Genomic DNA, 18,446 nt, shown 5'->3' on the forward strand with positions numbered 1-18,446 from the left:
GGAGGCCTTATGTCCATTGAAACAAAGACCACCTGTCCCTATTGCGGCGTTGGCTGCGGCGTGATCGCGAGCGTTGATGACGCCGGCAAGGTCGCCGTCAGGGGCGATCCGGCCCATCCGGCCAATTTCGGACGCCTCTGCTCCAAGGGTTCGGCGCTGGCCGAAACACTCGATCTCGACGGCCGCGCGCTCTACCCGCAAGTAAGAGGCGAGCGCGTGACGTGGGACACGGCCCTCGACATGGTGGCCCACACCTTCGCGCAGACCATCGCCACGCATGGGCCGGATTCGGTCGCCTTCTATGTCTCCGGGCAATTGCTTACCGAGGATTACTACCTCGCCAACAAGCTGATGAAAGGCTTCATCGGTTCGGGCAATATCGACACCAATTCACGCCTGTGCATGTCGTCGTCGGTCGCCGGCCACCGCCGCGCCTTCGGATCAGACACCGTGCCAGGCCTCTACGAGGATCTGGAGCTTGCCGATCTCGTGGTGCTTGTCGGTTCCAACCTCGCCTGGTGCCATCCAGTGCTCTACCAGCGCCTTGCCGCCGCCAAGGCCGAAAATCCCGGCATGAAGGTGGTGGTGATCGATCCCCGGAAGACAGCTACCTCGGACATCGCAGACCTTCACCTCTCCGTTCGCCCGGATGGCGACGTTGCCCTCTTCAACGGCCTGCTGACCTATCTGGCGGATCACGGCGCGATCGATCGCCGTTTCATAGCCGACCATGCAAACGGTTTCGCGGAGGCGCTGGCCGCTGCACGCGCGACAAGCCGACAGGAGACGCTGCGCCTTACAGGGCTGGCCGAAGAGGAGCTCGATGCCTTCTGCGAAGTGTTCGCCGCGAGCGAGAAGGTCGTCACCTGCTACAGCCAGGGGGTCAATCAGTCTTCCATCGGTACCGACAAGGTGAACGCGATCATCAACTGCCATCTTGCCACCGGCCGGATAGGCCGCCCCGGCATGGGTCCCTTTTCCCTCACCGGGCAACCGAACGCCATGGGTGGGCGGGAAGTCGGCGGGCTTGCAAACATGCTGGCGGCCCATATGTCGATCGAGGATGCCGCAGATCGCGATCGCGTAAAGCGCTTCTGGTGCTCGCCGACGATCGCCGACAGGCCAGGCCTCAAGGCTGTCGACATGTTCCGCGCCGTGGCGACAGGACAGATCAAGGCGCTGTGGATCATGTCGACCAACCCAGTCGTTTCGATGCCGGACGCGGATGCGGTCAGGGACGCCATCGCATCCTGTCCCTTTGTGGTGGTCTCCGACATCCAGGAAGATACCGACACGGCCCGGCTTGCACACGTGCTCCTTCCGGCCACGGGCTGGGGCGAAAAAAGCGGAACCGTGACCAATTCCGAGCGGCGCATTTCCCGCCAGCGGGCATTCCTGCCCGGACCTGGCGAGGCGCGCCCCGACTGGTGGCAGATCGCCGAAGTCGGCCGGCGCATGGGTTTTTCCTGTTTCGACCATGCAGCGCCGGCGTCCATCTTCGCCGAACACGCGGCCCTTTCGGCCTTCGAGAACGACGGACGGCGCGATTTCGACATCGGCGCCTGTGCCGAGATGAGCCCCGCCGACTATGATTGCCTGCAGCCGTTCCAGTGGCCGCGGCAGAAGGGTCGCGCCATGTCCGAAACCCGCTTCTTCGCCGATGGCCGCTTCTACCATCCGGATGGCAGGGCCCGCTTTATCGCGACGTCCGTCGCGGCACCCCGCCGTGTATCCGCGGATTTCCCGCTGATCCTCAACACGGGGCGGGTGCGTGACCACTGGCACACGATGACGCGGACGGCCAAGAGTGCGCGGCTTTCGGCCCATCTCGCCGAGCCTTTCGCAGAGATCCATCCCGACGATGCCCGGTCGCTCGGCATCCAGGACGCCGATCTCGTCAGACTAGAAAGCGCGACCGGCGCCCATGTCATCGTCCGCGCGCTGCTGACGCGGCGCCAGGGTCCCGGCTCGGTCTTCGTTCCGATGCACTGGACCGATGAAACGGCGGCCTGCGCGCGCGTCGACGCGCTGGTGCCGGGCATCACCGATCCCATTTCGGGCCAGCCCGCGTCGAAACATGTCGCGGTTGTCGCCCGCCGGCTCGAAGCCGACCGTCACGGCTATGTCGTCAGCGCGATGAAGCCCGACGCAGTCGACAGCGCCTATTGGGCGGTGGCGAAAGCGGATGGCGGATGGCGCACGGAACTGGCCTTCGAGAAAGCACCCGCGACCTGGGAGACGTGGTGCCGGAAGCATTTCGACCTGCCTGGAGACGCAGAAAGCCTCGGCTACTCGGATGCGGTGAACGGTGACGCGCGGCTTGCCTTCTTTGCCGGTGATCGGCTGCTTCTCGCCCTCTTCGCCGGCTGCGGACCCGTCGCGGTTTCCCGCAGCTGGGCCGTTGCCCAGCTGACCGAAGCCCATGCGGACACCCGGACCCGATTTGCCGTGGTCGCCGGGCGACCCGGCGCGGGACGGCCCGATCCTGGCGCGACCGTGTGCTCCTGTTTTTCCGTCGGGGCGAACCAGATCGTCGCCGCGACCCGGGAAGGCTGCCGAACGGTAGAGGCGATCGGGTCGACGCTGTCTGCGGGTACAAATTGCGGCTCGTGCCGCGCCGAAATCAGGAGAATCCTCGATGGATGCAATGCTGTCGCTGCCGAATGAGCCTCTCGACGGTCGCCAAGCCGAGCGCATGGCGCCGCTGGCCAAGCTGCCGGTATTCTGGGACCTGAAGAGCAAGCGTGTTCTCGTGGCCGGCGGCTCGGACGCCGCCGCCTGGAAGGCGGAGCTTCTTGCGGCCTGCGGCGCGGATGTGCACGTCTTCGCGCCGAACGAGGATCTGGGCGAAGTTATGCGCGGCCTGCTGGACGTCGTGCCGGAGGCCTCACTCCCCTCTGTCCTGCCGGACAGACGGGGTAACCAAGCCCGCCGTGGCCGGATTCTCCATCATCCTCACGCCTGGCACCCGGACGTTTTCACCGAAGCCGTGCTTGCCATTGGCGATTGCGAGACCGACCAGGAGGCGCGGGCCTTCTTCAGCGGGGCTCGTGCCTCCGGCGTTCCGGTCAATGTCATCGACAAGCCCGCCTATTGCCAGTTCCAGTTCGGCTCGATCGTCAACCGCTCGCCCGTGGTGGTGGCGATTTCCACCGATGGCGCGGCGCCGATCCTCGCCCAGGCGATCCGCCGCCGTATCGAAACCTTGCTGCCGCCGGCGCTTAAAGGTTGGGCGCAACTGGCCCAGGCGCTGCGCGACCGGGTCAATGAGCGTCTGGCGCCGGGGGCGCTTCGGCGGCGGTTCTGGGAAGGCTTCGTCGACCGGTGTTTTGCCGGCACCAATACGCCGGAGGAGGGCGTTGGGCAGGCGCTGCTGGATGAGGCGACCCGCCTGTCCGGCGCGCCCGCCACCGGTCGCGTCACCCTTGTCGGAGCCGGCCCGGGCGACGCCGAGCTCCTGACGCTGAAGGCGGTGCGGGCGCTGCAAGCGGCAGATGTCATCCTGTTCGACGACCTTGTTTCCAACGAGGTGCTGGAACTCGCCCGCCGAGAAGCGAAGCGTATGCTGGTCGGCAAGCGGGGCGGTCGGCAAAGCTGCCGCCAGGAGGATATCAACGATACGATGGTGGCGCTGGCCAAGGCGGGCAAACGCGTCGTGCGATTGAAATCCGGTGACCCCATGATCTTCGGCCGGGCCGGCGAGGAAATTTCGCGCCTTGCTCGGGAGGGCATTCCGGTCGATGTCGTGCCCGGCATAACGGCCGCTTCCGCCATGGCGGCAAATCTCGGCGTGTCCCTCACCCATCGAGACCACGCGCAGGCGGTTCGTTTCGTCACCGGGCATTCACGCGACGGCGGCCTCCCCGCCGGCACCGACTGGGCGAGCCTTGCCGATCCGCGCACCACAACCGTGTTTTACATGGGGGGACGGATGGCGGCGAAGATCCAGGCGGCACTTAGCGCCGCCGGCGCGAGCCCGAATCTGCCGGCGGTTGTTGCCAGTGCCGTGACGCGCCCGAACGAACAGCGATGGATCGGCAGACTCGACGAAATGGCGGGCGCGGTGGCATCCATCGGCGTGGACGAACCCGTCCTGATCGGCATCGGAGCCGCATTTCGGGAGGCACTTGCATCCGAGGCCGCGATCCCGGCTTCCCTGACGGCCACGCCGCCTCCCGTTGCATCTGCCGGGTGACGGCCTTCATTGCCGCATTCCACGGCATGCCGGTCTACACGCGTGGCTTGCCAACATCGTCACCGCAATTGTACCTTCCCATCGGAGGATGGTCGCCCGAGGAGGAACCCGGCGACCGAAGATTTGATGTTCGCAGGGCACGATCCAATTCTCGTGACGCTTTCGCTCGCCGTCGCGATCCTGGGAGGTTACACCGGCTTCGGGCTTGCCGCCCGGATCCGGACGGCGCCCCATGCCAATCCCCGCCTGCTTCTGACCGGGGCGGCGGCCTTTCTCGCGATCGGCATCTGGACGATGCATTTCGTCGGCATGCTGGCGGCGCCCATTCCGGCCGATGCAAGCTACCTCGTGCTGCCGACGGTCATTTCCTTCCTGATCTGCGCGCTGGTGGTCGGCATCTCGCTGTTCTTCGTCAGCATCGGTGTTCCATCAGATGTGCGGGTCGGTGCATCGGCCTTGCTGCTCGGCTTCGGCATCGCCTCGATGCACTATGTCGGCATTCACGGACTGGCTGGCAACTTCTCCATCGAGCACGACTACCCGATGGTGGCGCTTTCGCTGGCGATCGCGGTCGCCGCCGCCTATGGGGGCCTCAGGATCTATCTCGCACGGCAGGGCGGGCTGCGTCTCGCTCTCAGCGCCGTCGCCTTCGGCGTCGCCGTATCCGGCATGCACTACACCGCCATGTATGGCATGCACTTCGTCCCGGCGGCCATGGGTCACCAGCATGAGCTGGGAGGTCTCGTCGCCTCGCAGCAACTCCTCTCCCTTGTCGTCGCCGTGCTCTGTTTCGTCATTGCAGCCGGTTTCCTGCTGTTCCTCGTGCCGGAACAACGGCAGCGTCTGGCGGCACTCGGTCCCGACAACGACCTGCAGACGCATGACCGACCTGATGAACTCGAAGGCCATCCCATCCAACCAGGTGAAGCGACAGGTTCTCGCGCCCTGCCGCTCGGCGGCATCGGGCACCCGAAACCGGTCATCGCGAGCCGCGTGCCGGTCGCCAGCGCCGACGGGACCCACCTGATCGACGTCTCGGAGATCCGCAGCATCAGGGCGGATGCCCACTACACCCTGATCCATGACGGCCAGCGGGAACGCATGTGTCCTTGGTCGATTTCCGAAGCCGAGGCGCGGCTCGACCCAGCCTTCTTCGTTCGCGTCCACCGCAGCCATATTGTGGCGCTGCCCCATGTCACCTTCATGCGGAAGGAAGGTGACGGCGCAATCATCGAACTCGGCGGCACCGTGCCGCAAATCGTGCCTGTCAGCCGCTCCAAGATCGCCGAGGTCAAGGCCCGGCTCGGCCTTGTCCGTCACGCCGCCGCCCGCCCGTAGGTCAGAAAGCCGGTAAGTCAGAAGGCTTGACGCAGTTCGTGCGCCAAAGGCCGCAATTCGTGCGAAACAGCGGACTTCGTGACGGGATCATCCCCCGCAGCTTGCGCATCATCAAAAGCGCGAACACGCTTTCTCCATCGTTCGCGTCGACGCCAGACCGACGGATGGGAGGAGACCATGATTCCAGGCGAATTCGAGTACCATCGGCCAGCCACGCTCGCCGATGCAGTGAAACTGTTGTCCGAACTTGGCGACGAGGCACGACCGCTGGCCGGCGGGCACAGCCTGATCCCGATGATGAAACTGCGCTTCGCGACCCCCGAGCATCTCATCGACCTCGGCGCGATCGATCAGCTTAAGGGCATCTGTCGCGACGGCAACGCGCTGGTGATCGGCGCCATGACGACGCAGGCCGACATCATCAATTCCGCCGAGATCGCGTCCCTTCTGCCGATCATCCGCGAGACGGCGCTTTTGATCGCCGATCCGCAGGTCCGCTACATGGGCACCATCGGCGGCAACGTGGCGAATGGCGACCCCGGCAATGACATGCCGGCCGTGATGATGGCGCTCGGGGCAAGCTATCGCCTCGAAGGTCCGGAGGGCGCGCGAGATGTGCCGGCCACCGAATTCTACCAGGGCGCCTATTTCACCGCGCTCGAGCCGGGAGAGATCCTGACCGCGATTTCCATTCCGGTGCAACAGGCTGGCCACGGTTATGCCTATGAGAAGCTGAAGCGCAAGATCGGCGATTATGCAACCGCAGCCGCAGCCGTGACCCTCACGATGGCGGACGGCAAGGTGACCGACTGTTCCATCGCGCTGACGAACCTCTCCGAAACCCCGGTCCTCGCCGAAGAGGCGGCCCAGGCGGTGATCGGAACAAGCCTCGACGACGCGGCGCTCAAGACGGCCGCCGCTGCGGCACGCGCCGTGATGAGTCCGGCAACCGATGCCCGTGGCACCACCGAATATCGCACCCATGTCGGCGGCATCATGGTCATGCGTGCGCTTCAGCGCGCCGCAGCCCGCGCGACGGCCTGAGGAGGACAAGAGAAATGGCAAAGACCCATGTAAAAATGGTGGTGAACGGGATCGAGGTCGAAGGCCTCGTCGAGCCACGCACGCTTCTGATCCACTTCATCCGTGAACAACTGCTGCTGACCGGAGCCCATATCGGTTGCGAGACGACCCATTGCGGCGCCTGCACCGTCGACATCGACGGCAAGTCGGTGAAGAGCTGCACCTTGTTCGCCGTCCAGGCGAACGGGGCCGCCGTGACGACAATCGAGGGCATGGCCAACCCGGACGGCACGCTTTCGGCGCTGCAGGAAGGCTTCCGGCAGATGCATGGCCTGCAATGCGGCTTCTGCACGCCGGGCATGATCATGCGGGCGCACCGCCTGCTGCAGGAAAACCCGAACCCCACCGAAGAGGAGATCCGCTTCGGCATCGCCGGCAACCTGTGTCGCTGCACGGGATACCAGAACATCGTCAAGGCGATCCAGTACGCCGCCGCCAAGATCAACGGCACCGAGTTCCAGGAGGCAGCAGAATGAACGACATGACTCCCACGCGGGAACAGAGAGAAGCCCGCCTCGAAGGCATGGGCTGCAAGCGCAAGCGCGTCGAGGACATCCGCTTCACCCAGGGCAAGGGTAATTACGTCGACGACGTGAAGCTGCCCGGCATGCTGCATGGCGATTTCGTCCGCTCGCCGCATGCGCATGCGCGCATCGTGTCGATCGACACCGAAAAGGCCCTGAAGGTGCCGGGCGTGCTCGCGGTCATCACCGCGGAGACGCTCAAGACCGTCAATCTCGCCTGGATGCCGACGCTCGCCGGTGACGTGCAGATGGTGCTGGCCGACGGCAAGGTGTTGTTCCAGAACCAGGAGGTCGCCTTCGTCGTCGCCACGGACCGCTACGCGGCCGATGACGGTATTGCAGCAGTCGAGGTCGAATACGAGGCGCTGCCGCCGCTGATCGATCCATTCACCTCAATGGATGCCGATGCGCCGGTGCTGCGCGAGGATCTCGCGGGCAAGACGGAAGGGGCGCACGGCCCCCGCAAGCATCACAACCATATCTTCGAGTGGACCGTCGGCGACCGCGAACTGACCGATGCGGCCTTCGCCAAGGCGGATGTGACGATCAAGGAGATGATCTCCTATCATCGTACCCATCCCTCGCCGCTCGAAACCTGCCAGTGCGTCTGCTCCTTCGACAAGATCAAGGGCGAGCTGACCATCTGGGGCACGTTCCAGGCGCCGCACGTCATTCGCACCGTCGTGGCGCTGATCTCCAAGATCCCCGAGCACAAGATCCATGTGATCGCGCCGGATATCGGCGGTGGCTTCGGCAACAAGGTCGGCGCCTATCCGGGCTATATCTGTGCGGCTGTCGCCACCATCGTCATCGGCAAGCCGGTGAAATGGGTCGAGGACCGGATGGAAAACCTCACCACCACCTCCTTTGCCCGCGACTACCACATGACGACCGAGATCGCCGCGACCAAGGAGGGCAAGGTCACAGGCCTTCGCGTGCACGTTCTGGCCGACCATGGCGCCTTCGACGCCTGCGCCGACCCGTCGAAATGGCCGGCCGGCTTCATGAACATCGTCACGGGGTCCTACGACTTCCCCGTGGCGCATCTGGCCGTCGACGGCGTCTATACCAACAAGGCGCCGGGCGGGGTTGCCTATCGCTGCTCCTTCCGCGTGACGGAAGCGGCCTACTGCATCGAGCGCGGCATGGACATCCTGGCGCAGAAGCTCGGCATGGACCCGGCGGAACTGAGGCTCAAGAACTTCATCAAGGCAGAGCAGTTTCCCTATCACTCGGCGCTCGGCTGGGAATATGATTCGGGCGATTATCACACCGCCATGAAAAAGGGCATGGAGACCATTGAATATGCCGGCCTGCGCCGCGAACAGGCGGCTAAGCGCGAGGCGTTCCAGCGTGGCGAGACCCGCGAGATCATGGGGATCGGCGTCTCCTTCTTCACCGAGATCGTCGGTGCAGGCCCGTCGAAGAATTGCGACATCCTCGGCATCGCCATGTTCGACAGTTGCGAGATCCGCCTGCATCCGACCGGTGCCGGCATCGCCCGCATGGGTACCAAGAGCCAGGGCCAGGGCCACGAGACGACCTGGGCGCAGATCATCGCCACAGAGATCGGCATTCCCGCCGACGACATCATGGTCGAGGAGGGCAACACCGATACTGCTCCTTATGGCCTCGGCACCTATGGCTCGCGTTCGACGCCGGTGGCGGGGGCCGCGATTGCCCTTGCCGCGCGCAAGATCCGCGCCAAGGCGCAGATGATCGCCGCCTACCTGCTCGAAGTGCATGAAGGCGATCTCGAATGGGACGTCGACGGCTTCAGGGTCAAGGGACTGCCCGAGAAGTACAAGTCGATGAAGGACATCTGCTGGGCGGCCTATAATTCGGTACCGCCGGGCATGGAGCCGGGCCTGGAGGCGGTCAGCTACTATGATCCGCCGAACATGACCTACCCCTTTGGCGCCTATTTCTGCGTGATGGACATCGATGTCGATACCGGGGTCTACAAGATCCGCCGTTTCTACGCGCTGGACGATTGCGGCACCCGCATCAACCCGATGATCATCGAGGGCCAGGTGCATGGCGGGCTGACCGAGGCCTTTGCCATCGCGATGGGCCAGGAGATCCGCTACGACGCCACCGGCAACGTGCTTGGCGGCTCGTTCATGGACTTCTTCATTCCGACGGCGGTCGAGACCCCGCACTGGGAAACCGACTATACCGTCACCCCCTCGCCGCATCATCCGATCGGAGCCAAGGGTGTAGGCGAAAGTCCGAATGTCGGCGGCGTGCCGGCGTTTTCCAACGCCGTCAACGACGCCTTCTCCTTCCTCGGCTCGACCCATATCCAGATGCCGCATGATTTCTGGCGCAACTGGGAAGCCGCGAAACGCCTTGGCGTCACGGGGTAAGCGGATGCCTGGCCCCTCATCCCGCTGCCGCGACCTTCTCCCCGCAAGCGGGGAGAAAGAGCCGGCAGGCGGATGAGGGGCATCCTGGATGGCGAGTGAAAGAGACAGTGCGACCATGACCACGCTAGACCGCGACGACATCGCTTCCCGTCTTTCGGCTGCCGGCTACATTGCCGACGGCGAGCTGGCGACGGCGATCTCCCTCATGGCCTTTCTCAAACGACCCTTGCTCCTCGAGGGCGAGGCCGGGGTCGGCAAGACAGCAGTGGCGGCTGCCCTTGCCGACCTCTACGACACCAGGCTCATCCGGCTGCAATGCTATGAAGGGCTCGACCAGTCGGCGGCGCTCTACGAATGGAATTACCAGCGGCAATTGCTGGCGATCCAGGCGCATCAGGGCCGCGGCGCGGTCGAGATCGAGGACGAGATCTTTTCCGAAAAATACCTGCTGGAGCGGCCGCTGCTGGCGGCGATCCGCCAGCCGAAGGCGCCGGTCCTGCTGATCGACGAGGTGGACCGGGCGGACGAGGAGTTCGAGGCCTTCCTGCTCGAAGTGCTCTCCGAATTCCAGGTCTCCATTCCCGAACTCGGCACGATTGGCGCGACAACCATTCCGCATGTGGTGCTGACCTCGAACGGAACGCGCGAGCTTTCCGATGCGCTGCGCCGCCGCTGTCTCTACCACTATGTCGACTATCCCGAGCCCGACCGCGAGGCGCGCATCATCATGTCCCATCTTGCCGGGATCGGTGCATCGCTGTCTTTACAGATCGCCCGGATGGTTGAGGCGATCCGCAAGGAGGACCTTCGAAAGGTCCCGGGGGTTGCCGAAACGCTTGATTGGGCGGCCGCACTGCTCGGGCTCGACCTGCGCGACCTGCACGACAATCCTGAGGCTGTGCACCAGACACTGCTTTGTCTCCTGAAGACACGGGAGGACCGGACGCGGATCGGTCGCGAAGTCACCGAACGATTGCTGGGGAGGGTCGCATGAGCTGCTGCGGCCAGCCGATGAACGAGGACGAAATGGACGCCGTCTCCGGGCTGGTCTCGGAAAAGCTCTCGGCCTTCCTGAGGACATTGCGCGACAATGCCTTCGCCGTCGGGCTCTCCGAGGGCAAGGACGCGGCAGCGTTGATGGCGGCAGGCTATGCCTCAAAACCCTCTCTGATGCGGCAGGCCTTCAAACAGCTGTTCTGCGCGCGCAAGAGCGAATGGCTACGCTTCGACGGCCTGTTCGACGCCTTCTGGCTTGGCAAGCACGTGCGTGGGCGCTCCGCCATTTCCGGTTCGCCGATGCCGACGGCCAATCCCTCACTCAAGACACTGCAGGACCGGGAGGCGACAGCCTCAGGCAACGAGGCGACCGACCAGGTACCGTCCTCCGGCGATGAGGGGATTGACCAGTCCGGCGAGGGCCGGATGGAGGGAGCTTCGGTGATCGACAACATCGCCGCAACCGATTTTCGCAAGCTTGCCAATCCGGACGAAGTCGAGCGCGCCCATGCTGTCGCCGCCCAGCTGGCGCGTGCCATGCAGGCGCGCCTGACGCGGCGCGATCTCGCACGCAGACACGGCTATCGCATCGACCTGCGCCGCACCATCCATCGCAATATCGGCCACGGCGGTGTGCCCGTTTCGCTGGTGATGCGCCGGCGCCGGCAGAAACCGCTGAGACTGGTGCTGCTGCTCGACGCTTCCGGCTCGATGAGCATGTATACCGGTGTCTTCCTGCGCTTCATCCACGGCGTGCTGGACAGTTTTCGCGAAGCGGAAGCATTCCTTTTCCACACCCATCTCGCCCATGTCTCGGACGCGATGAAGGAGCGCGACCCGGCCCGGGCACTCGATCGGCTGTCGATCATGGCGCGGGGGGCCGGCGGCGGGACGCGGATCGGCGACTGTCTCGCGGACTTCAACCGGCACCATGCGGCCCGGGTCATTCACTCGCGAACCTGCGTGATGATCGTCTCCGACGGCTATGAGACCGGGGATGCATCAAGGCTCGGCGAGGAGATGGCGGCACTCGGACGGCGCTGCCGGCGCATCGTCTGGCTGAACCCGATGATCGGCTGGGACGGTTATGCGCCGGAGGCCGCGGGGATCAAGGTCGCCCTGCCCCATGTCGATCTCCATGCGCCCGCCCATTCGCTGGAGAGCCTCGCGGCACTTGAACCCTATCTGGCCCGACTGTGAAGGAGGCAACCATGACCATGCATATCGACGTGATGGACCTCGTGGCCAAGCTTAAATCCTCGGAAGAGGCGTTCGTGCTGGCGACCGTGGTCAGAACTGTCTCGGTGACGGCCGCGAAGGCGGGGGCAAAGGCGATCATCAGGCCGGATGGCACCATCGCCGCCGGCTGGATCGGAGGCGGTTGCGCACGGGGAGCGGTGCTGCGTGCGGCGACCCAGTCGCTGCGCGACGGCAAGGCCCGGCTCGTCTCGATCCAGCCTGGCGACCTGCTTGCCGATCTCGGTGTCAAGCCCGGCGAGGCGCGCGAAGGTGTCCAGTTCGCCCGCAACATGTGCCCGAGCCAGGGAACCATGGATGTCTTCATCGAGCCGGTTCTGCCAAGACCGACGCTCGTCGTGTTCGGTGCAAGCCCGGTTGCCCTGGCGCTCGTCTCGCAGGCGCGTCCGCTCGGCTTCAACGTGACATTGGCCGCTCCGATGGACGACCTCGTCGAGACGACGGATGCCGACCATGTGGTGGACGGTTACGGGATCGACCCAGACGCTCCGGGTGAGCGCTACCTGGTCGTCTCGACCCAAGGACGCGGCGACGAGGCGGCCCTCAAGGCCGCGGTCGCGGCAAGGGCTGATTATATCGGCTTCGTCGGCAGCCATCGGAAGATGGCGGCTCTGAAGCAGGAACTTGCCGAAGATGGCGTCAGCTTGACCGCCCTCGACCACGTCAAGGGTCCGGCAGGGCTCGACCTAGGAGCCATCACCCCGGAAGAGATCGCGCTTTCAGTTCTCGCGGAAATCATTTCAATCCGTCGCCGCGGTCAGCGCGACGAAACGGCACAACAGGCCTAAGGGAAGAGGAACGACATCATGGACATGAGTGGCAGCGAGCGGATCGAAGCGCCGATCGAGACGGTGTGGCAGGCATTGAACGACCCCGAAATCCTGCGGCAGGCGATCCCCGGCTGCGAGAGCCTGGAGAAGACCTCAGACACGAACATGACTGCGAAGGTCGTCTTGAAGATCGGTCCGATCAAGGCGAAGTTCGAGGGCGCCGTCGAGCTGCAGAACCTCAATCCGCCGCATTCCTACACGATTGCCGGCGAAGGCAAGGGTGGTCTCGCCGGTTTTGCCAAGGGCGGTGCAGACGTCTCTCTTGCCGCCGACGGTGCGGATGCGACGATCCTGACCTACACGGTCAAGGCCGAGGTCGGCGGCAAGATCGCCCAGCTCGGCTCGCGGCTGATCGACTCGACCTCGAAGAAACTCGCGGGCGAGTTCTTCTCGAAGTTTGGCGAACTGGTCGGGAACTCCGTCGCCGCCGCCTGAGGAACGTAGCGCCCCGCCATGGCCCGACGGCCGAGGGGAAGCGTTCTTGTCAGCTATGTTTGGTAAGGCAGCGCGCGACGCAGTCGCGCCAACCGGCGATAGCTGTCCGGCGCTCGTCATCGGCCATGTCGGGTTCGAAACGGCGGTCGCGCTTCCAATGCTCGGCAAAGCCTTGTCGATCCGGCCAGATGCCGGCGCGTGAGCCGGCGAGCCATGCCGCGCCGAGCACGGTCGTCTCGAGGATCTGCGGCCGGTCGACGGGGGCCGCCAGAATGTCGGCGAGGCGTTGCATCGTCCAGTCCGAGGCAACCATGCCGCCGTCGACGCGCAGCACGGTCCTGTCGCTTGCGCCGTGCCAATCCTTCTTCATCGCTTCCAGCAGGTCGTGGGTCTGGTAGGCGACGCTTTCGAGCACCGCCCGGGCGAACTCGGCCGGACCGGTGTTGCGCGTCATGCCGAACATGGCGCCGCGCGCCTCCGCGTCCCAGTAGGGCGCGCCGAGGCCGGTGAAGGCGGGGACCAGATAGACGCGCTGATGCGGATCCGCCTTGGCCGCCAGTCCGTCGGTCTCGGCGGAGCTGCCAATGAAGCCGAGACTGTCGCGCAGCCATTGCACGGCAGCACCCGCAATGAAGATCGAGCCTTCCAGCGCGTAGGTGGTTTCGCCGCCCAGCCGATAGGCGATGGTCGTCAGCAGCCTGTTCGACGAGGCAACGCGGTCGGAACCGGTGTTGAGGAGCGCAAAGCAGCCGGTGCCATAGGTAGATTTCATCATGCCTGGTTCGAAGCAGGCATTGCCGATCACGGCCGCCTGCTGGTCGCCGGCAACGCCGAGGATCGGGATTTCGGCGCCGAAGACTTCCTGGTCGGTCACGCCGAAGTCGTCGGCGCAATCCTTGACCTCGGGCAGCATGGCGCGCGGGATCTGCAGAATCTCGAGAAGTTCGTCGTCGAAGCGGTTTTCGCCGATGTCATAGATCAGCGTGCGCGAGGCATTGGTGGCGTCGGTTGCATGAACCCGGCCGGCGGTCATCTTGAAGATCAGCCAGCTGTCGACCGTGCCGAAGCAGATCTCACCCTTCTCCGCGCGGGCGCGCAGGCCTTCGACCTGATTCAGCACCCAGGCGAGCTTGGTTCCGGAGAAATACGGATCGAGCAAAAGCCCGGTCTTCTCGGTGAATTTCGGTTCCAGCCCCCTGGCCTTCAGCTCCTCGCAAAAGCGGGCGGTGCGGCGATCCTGCCAGACGATCGCCCTGTGGAGCGGCTCACCGGTCCGACGATCCCAGACCACCGAGGTCTCGCGCTGGTTGGTAATGCCGATCGCGGTGATGTCCCTGAGGGTAATGCCTGCCTTGGCGACAGCCATGCGGCTTGTCGAAAGCACGCTCTGCCAGATTTCCTCGGCGTCATGCTCGACCCAGCCGGAATTGGGGAAAAACTGGGTAAATTCCTGCTGGGCGACGCCTACGATGCGCATGTCCTGGTCGAAAACCATGGATCGGGTCGAGGTGGTTCCCTGGTCGATTGCCAGAATGTATCCGCTCATCGGGCTTGGTCTCCTTGGATGAAGACCGGGGCGCGTGGTTCGCGCCCCGGTCCTTTGTCATGCTAACGAGGGACGATTACTTCTGCCAGCTCTTGACCAGTTCGTCATAGTTGACGGTCATCGGCTTTTCCTTCTCGTTCTCGACCTTCAGCTGCGGAGCAAGGTTGCCCTTTGCGACCGCATCCTTGTTCCAGTACTCGAGGTCATGCTCCTCGGCGAGCTTCGGACCGATGTCGCCCTGAACGCCGGCGCGTTCGAGGCGCTGCAGGACCTTTTCCTGCTCGGCGCAAAGCGAGTCCATGGCTTCCTGCGCGGTTTTCGCACCCGAGGATGCGTCGCCGATCGCCTGCCACCACAGCTGGGCCAGCTTCGGATAGTCCGGAACGTTCGTGCCGGTCGGCGACCACTGGACGCGAGCCGGCGAACGATAGAACTCGATCAGGCCGCCGAGCTTCGGAGCGCGGTCGGTGAAGCTCTGATGCTGGATGGTCGACTCGCGGGTCAGCGTCAGACCGACATGGCTCTTCTTGACGTCAACCGTCTTCGAGGTGACGAACTGGGCATAGAGCCAGGCCGCCTTCGCGCGATCGTCCGGAGTGGACTTCAGGAGCGTCCAGGAACCCACGTCCTGATAACCGAGCTTCATGCCGTCCTTCCAGTAGACGCCATGCGGCGACGGCGCGAAACGCCACTTCGGCGTACCGTCAGCGTTGACCACCGGCAGGCCATCCTTGACGAGGTCGGCGGTAAACGCGGTGTACATGAACATCTGCTGGGCGATTTCGCCCTGCGACGGAACCGGGCCGGATTCCGAGAAGGTCATGCCGTTGGCGGCGGCCGGAGCATAGGCCTTCAGCCAGTCGAGGTACTTCTGGATGGCGTAGACCGAGGCGGGGCCGTTGGTATCGCCGCCGCGGGCGACGCAGGAGCCGACCGGACGCGAGTTTTCGTCAACCTTGATGCCCCACTCGTCGACCGGAAGACCGTTCGGCAGGCCCTTGTCGCCGTTGCCGGCCATGGACAGCCAGGCGTCGGTGAAGCGCCAGCCAAGCGACGGGTCCTTCTTGCCGTAGTCCATGTGACCATAGACCTTCTTGCCGTCGATCTCGCGGCCGGTGAAGAACTCGGCGATGTCCTCGTAAGCGGACCAGTTGACCGGAACGCCGAGGTCATAGCCGTACTTGGCCTTGAAGTCGGCCTTGTTCTTCTCGTCGTTGAACCAGTCGTAGCGGAACCAGTAGAGGTTGGCGAACTGCTGGTCGGGCAGCTGGTAGAGATCGCCGTCCGGAGCGGTGGTGAACTTCAGGCCGATGAAGTCGTTGAGGTCGAGGCCGGGATTGGTGACGTCCTTGCCTTCGTTTGCCATCCACTTGGTGAGCGAGCGGGCCTGCTGGTAGCGCCAATGCGTGCCGATCAGGTCCGAGTCGTTGACATAGGCGTCGTAGACGTTTTCGCCCGACTGCATCTGCGTCTGCAGCTTTTCGACGACGTCGCCTTCGCCGATCAGGTCGTGGGTGATCTTGATGCCGGTGATCGCGGTGAAGGCCGGAGCCAGAACCTTCGATTCATATTCATGGGTGGTGATGGTTTCAGAGACCACCTTGATTTCCATGCCGGCAAAAGGCTTCGCCGCATCGACGAACCACTGCATTTCCTTTTCCTGGTCGGCGCGTGTGAGCGTCGACATGTCGCCGACTTCCTTGTCCAGGAACTGTTTTGCTTCGTCCATACCGGCAAATGCGGAGCCGGTCATCGCCAGCAGCATGGCTGCAGTCGTCGTCAAAAGGTGCTTTCGCATGGTTTTCCTCCCAAGGGTTTGCGATTGCAGTCTCTTTGCACTGAAGGACGACGGGCGCGACCCGCCATCCATTTTTCTTGCCTTAGACGAAGCGGAATACGCCGATCGCGTAGACCACCGACAAGGCGAGAGCCCACCACAGGCTAGGACCTCCCAGTCCCAGCCATGCGAGGTGAATGAAGGCCGATCCGAGCAGCGAGATAAACAGGCGGTCGCCTCGCGTCGTTTCGAACCGAAGGATGCCGATGCGGGGATTGCCGCCCGGCGAGAAGTATTCCCAGACCGCCATGCCGGCGATCAGGGTGAAGATGCCGCCGAAGAACAGCGCCGTCGGCAGCGTCCATGCCATCCACGAGAAGTCCATCTTGAGCCTCCCTCTCTCAGACGCGACCCAGGGCAAAGCCCTTGGCGATGTAGTTGCGGACGAAATAGATGACCAAGGCGCCCGGGATAATGGTCAGCACGCCGGCTGCCGCCAGTACGCCCCAATCCATGCCGGAAGCCGAAACCGTTCGGGTCATGGTGGCGGCGATCGGCTTGGCGTCGGTCGTGGTCAGGGTGCGGGCAATGAGCAGCTCGACCCACGAGAACATGAAGCAGAAGAAGGCGGCAACGCCGATGCCGGAAGCGATCAGCGGCATGAAGATCTTCACGAAGAACTTCGGGAAGGAATAACCGTCGATATAGGCCGTTTCGTCGATCTCCTTCGGCACGCCCGACATGAAGCCTTCCAGAATCCAGACCGCCAGCGGAACGTTGAACAGGCAGTGGGCAATGGCGACCGCGATGTGCGTGTCGATCAGGCCGAAGGCCGAGTAGAGCTGGAAGAAAGGCAAAGCGAATACGGCCGGCGGCGCCATGCGGTTGGTCAAGAGCCAGAAGAACAGGTGCTTGTCGCCGAGGAAGCGATAGCGCGAGAAAGCGTAGGCTGCCGGTAGGGCTGCCGCCACCGAGATCACCGTGTTCAGCGCCACATAGATGATCGAGTTGATGTAGCCGTTGTACCAGGACGGATCGGTGAAGATCACCGTGTAGTTCCGAAGCGTCGGGTTCTGCGGCCAGAGCGAGAAGGCGCCAAGGATCTCGTTGTTTTCCTTGAAGCTCATGTTGACCAGCCAATAGATCGGCAGGACGAGAAAAAGGATGTAGATCGTCGGGATCAGGAAGGAGAAGCGGCTCTTGTCGTGGTTCATCTTCGTTCTCCCTTACTTGGCCTGGGCGTCGTGGCTGGTCATGACGGTGTAGAACACCCAAGACAGCAAAAGGATGATCAGGAAGTAGATGATCGACATCGCGGCCGCCGGACCGAGGTCGAACTGACCGACCGCCATCTTGACGAGGTCGATCGACAGGAAGGTGGTGGAATTGCCCGGCCCGCCGCCGGTGACGACGAAGGGCTCGGTGTAGATCATGAAGGAGTCCATGAAGCGCAGCAGCACGGCGATCAGAAGCACGCGCTTCATCTTCGGCAGCTGGATGAAGCGGAACACCGACCAGCGCGAAGCGCCGTCGATCTTGGCGGCCTGGTAATAGGCGTCCGGGATAGAGACGAGGCCCGCATAGCACAGCAGCACGACGAGGCTGGTCCAGTGCCAGACATCCATGACGATGACCGTCACCCAGGCATCGACGGGGTCCTGCGTGTAGTTGTAGTCGACGCCAAGAACCGTCAGATAGTGGCCGAGAAAACCGATGTCGACGCGGCCGAAAACCTGCCAGATGGTGCCGACCACGTTCCACGGAATGAGCAGCGGCAGGGCCATCAGGACGAGACAGACCGGCACGCCGAGGCCCGTCTTCGGCATGTTGAGGGCAATCAGGATGCCGAGCGGCACCTCGATGGCGAGGATCACCATCGAGAAGATCAGGTTGCGTACCAGCGCATCCCAGAAGCGATCGGAATTGAGGATCTCGAGGAACCAGTCGGTGCCGGCCCAGAAGAACTCGTTGTTGCCGAAGGTATCCTGGACAGAATAGTTGACCACGGTCATCAGCGGAATGACCGCCGAAAAGGCGACCAGCAGCAGAACCGGCAGAACCAGGAACCAGGCCTTGTTGTTGAAGGTCTTTTCCAT

Annotated in this window: 15 protein-coding genes; 10 read left to right on the forward strand and 5 right to left on the reverse strand. The window is 63.8% G+C overall.

The genetic code is table 11. The features are described 5' to 3' along the window. Positions 1-9: 9 nt before the first annotated feature. The 10 genes from HHL25_RS14920 (at position 10) to HHL25_RS14965 (ending at position 13,027) form a co-directional block, all read left to right on the forward strand. Positions 10-2,667 (forward strand): nitrate reductase, encoded by a 2,658-nt coding sequence (locus tag HHL25_RS14920; protein ID WP_169592607.1) that lies wholly within the window; start codon positions 10-12, stop codon positions 2,665-2,667. Continuing rightward, a complete protein-coding gene (cysG, locus tag HHL25_RS14925; RefSeq protein WP_390624511.1) occupies positions 2,639-4,195 on the forward strand; it encodes a siroheme synthase CysG in 1,557 nt (518 codons plus the stop codon). The genes HHL25_RS14920 and cysG overlap by 29 nt, the downstream gene beginning before the upstream one ends. Positions 4,196-4,321: 126 nt before the next feature. Continuing rightward, complete coding sequence (locus HHL25_RS14930) at positions 4,322-5,533, forward strand: MHYT domain-containing protein (RefSeq protein ID WP_169592609.1); 1,212 nt, start codon at positions 4,322-4,324, stop codon at positions 5,531-5,533. A gap of 177 nt (positions 5,534-5,710) precedes the next feature. After that, positions 5,711-6,577: an FAD binding domain-containing protein gene (locus HHL25_RS14935; protein ID WP_169592612.1), complete on the forward strand. Its 867-nt coding sequence runs from the start codon at positions 5,711-5,713 to the stop codon at positions 6,575-6,577. A 14-nt stretch (positions 6,578-6,591) separates the two neighbouring features. Continuing rightward, positions 6,592-7,092: a (2Fe-2S)-binding protein gene (locus HHL25_RS14940; RefSeq protein WP_169592617.1), complete on the forward strand. Its 501-nt coding sequence runs from the start codon at positions 6,592-6,594 to the stop codon at positions 7,090-7,092. Beyond that, entirely contained in the window at positions 7,089-9,509 is a 2,421-nt protein-coding gene (locus tag HHL25_RS14945; RefSeq protein ID WP_169592620.1) for an aerobic carbon-monoxide dehydrogenase large subunit, read from the forward strand. Before HHL25_RS14940 ends, HHL25_RS14945 begins: the two co-directional genes overlap by 4 nt. A gap of 115 nt (positions 9,510-9,624) precedes the next feature. After that, positions 9,625-10,503: an AAA family ATPase gene (locus HHL25_RS14950; protein WP_169592625.1), complete on the forward strand. Its 879-nt coding sequence runs from the start codon at positions 9,625-9,627 to the stop codon at positions 10,501-10,503. Then, positions 10,500-11,705 carry a vWA domain-containing protein gene (locus HHL25_RS14955; protein ID WP_169592628.1) on the forward strand — a complete coding sequence of 402 codons (1,206 nt, stop codon included), beginning with the start codon at positions 10,500-10,502 and terminating at the stop codon, positions 11,703-11,705. Before HHL25_RS14950 ends, HHL25_RS14955 begins: the two co-directional genes overlap by 4 nt. Positions 11,706-11,716: 11 nt before the next feature. Then, the gene (locus HHL25_RS14960) at positions 11,717-12,550 is read left to right on the forward strand and encodes an XdhC family protein (RefSeq protein WP_169592631.1); all 834 of its coding nucleotides are present in this window, start codon (positions 11,717-11,719) and stop codon (positions 12,548-12,550) included. A gap of 18 nt (positions 12,551-12,568) precedes the next feature. Next, entirely contained in the window at positions 12,569-13,027 is a 459-nt protein-coding gene (locus HHL25_RS14965; RefSeq protein WP_169592633.1) for an SRPBCC family protein, read from the forward strand. Between the two features lie 49 nt (positions 13,028-13,076). Here the strand turns inward: HHL25_RS14965 and glpK are convergent, their stop codons facing one another. From glpK to HHL25_RS14990, 5 genes are all read right to left on the reverse strand, one after another. Then, positions 13,077-14,573, reverse strand: coding sequence for a glycerol kinase GlpK (gene glpK / locus HHL25_RS14970; RefSeq protein WP_169592636.1), 1,497 nt, complete (start codon positions 14,571-14,573; stop codon positions 13,077-13,079). 76 nt (positions 14,574-14,649) lie between these two features. After that, positions 14,650-16,371, reverse strand: coding sequence for an ABC transporter substrate-binding protein (locus HHL25_RS14975; RefSeq protein ID WP_169592638.1), 1,722 nt, complete (start codon positions 16,369-16,371; stop codon positions 14,650-14,652). A gap of 82 nt (positions 16,372-16,453) precedes the next feature. Continuing rightward, the gene (locus tag HHL25_RS14980; protein ID WP_169592641.1) at positions 16,454-16,735 is read right to left on the reverse strand and encodes a DUF2160 domain-containing protein; all 282 of its coding nucleotides are present in this window, start codon (positions 16,733-16,735) and stop codon (positions 16,454-16,456) included. Positions 16,736-16,751: 16 nt separating this feature from the next. After that, positions 16,752-17,564 carry a carbohydrate ABC transporter permease gene (locus HHL25_RS14985; protein WP_169592645.1) on the reverse strand — a complete coding sequence of 271 codons (813 nt, stop codon included), beginning with the start codon at positions 17,562-17,564 and terminating at the stop codon, positions 16,752-16,754. Positions 17,565-17,576: 12 nt separating this feature from the next. After that, positions 17,577-18,446 carry a carbohydrate ABC transporter permease gene (locus tag HHL25_RS14990; protein WP_169592649.1) on the reverse strand — a complete coding sequence of 290 codons (870 nt, stop codon included), beginning with the start codon at positions 18,444-18,446 and terminating at the stop codon, positions 17,577-17,579.

The sequence above is a fragment of the Rhizobium terricola genome, assembly GCF_012927355.1.
Lineage (GTDB): Bacteria > Pseudomonadota > Alphaproteobacteria > Rhizobiales > Rhizobiaceae > Allorhizobium > Allorhizobium terricola.

Excerpts from the sequence above, each read along its gene's own strand:
- HHL25_RS14955 (WP_169592628.1), top strand. The coding sequence starts at position 10,500 with ATGAGCTGCTGCGGCCAGCCGATGAACGAGGACGAAATGGACGCCGTC.
- HHL25_RS14950 (WP_169592625.1), top strand. The coding sequence starts at position 9,625 with ATGACCACGCTAGACCGCGACGACATCGCTTCCCGTCTTTCGGCTGCC.
- HHL25_RS14965 (WP_169592633.1), top strand. The coding sequence starts at position 12,569 with ATGGACATGAGTGGCAGCGAGCGGATCGAAGCGCCGATCGAGACGGTG.
- cysG (WP_390624511.1), top strand. The coding sequence starts at position 2,639 with ATGGATGCAATGCTGTCGCTGCCGAATGAGCCTCTCGACGGTCGCCAA.
- HHL25_RS14980 (WP_169592641.1), bottom strand. The coding sequence starts at position 16,735 with ATGGACTTCTCGTGGATGGCATGGACGCTGCCGACGGCGCTGTTCTTC.
- HHL25_RS14920 (WP_169592607.1), top strand. The coding sequence starts at position 10 with ATGTCCATTGAAACAAAGACCACCTGTCCCTATTGCGGCGTTGGCTGC.
- HHL25_RS14945 (WP_169592620.1), top strand. The coding sequence starts at position 7,089 with ATGAACGACATGACTCCCACGCGGGAACAGAGAGAAGCCCGCCTCGAA.
- HHL25_RS14960 (WP_169592631.1), top strand. The coding sequence starts at position 11,717 with ATGACCATGCATATCGACGTGATGGACCTCGTGGCCAAGCTTAAATCC.
- HHL25_RS14985 (WP_169592645.1), bottom strand. The coding sequence starts at position 17,564 with ATGAACCACGACAAGAGCCGCTTCTCCTTCCTGATCCCGACGATCTAC.
- HHL25_RS14940 (WP_169592617.1), top strand. The coding sequence starts at position 6,592 with ATGGCAAAGACCCATGTAAAAATGGTGGTGAACGGGATCGAGGTCGAA.
- HHL25_RS14975 (WP_169592638.1), bottom strand. The coding sequence starts at position 16,371 with ATGCGAAAGCACCTTTTGACGACGACTGCAGCCATGCTGCTGGCGATG.
- HHL25_RS14930 (WP_169592609.1), top strand. The coding sequence starts at position 4,322 with ATGTTCGCAGGGCACGATCCAATTCTCGTGACGCTTTCGCTCGCCGTC.
- HHL25_RS14935 (WP_169592612.1), top strand. The coding sequence starts at position 5,711 with ATGATTCCAGGCGAATTCGAGTACCATCGGCCAGCCACGCTCGCCGAT.
- glpK (WP_169592636.1), bottom strand. The coding sequence starts at position 14,573 with ATGAGCGGATACATTCTGGCAATCGACCAGGGAACCACCTCGACCCGA.
- HHL25_RS14990 (WP_169592649.1), bottom strand. The coding sequence starts at position 18,446 with ATGGAAAAGACCTTCAACAACAAGGCCTGGTTCCTGGTTCTGCCGGTT.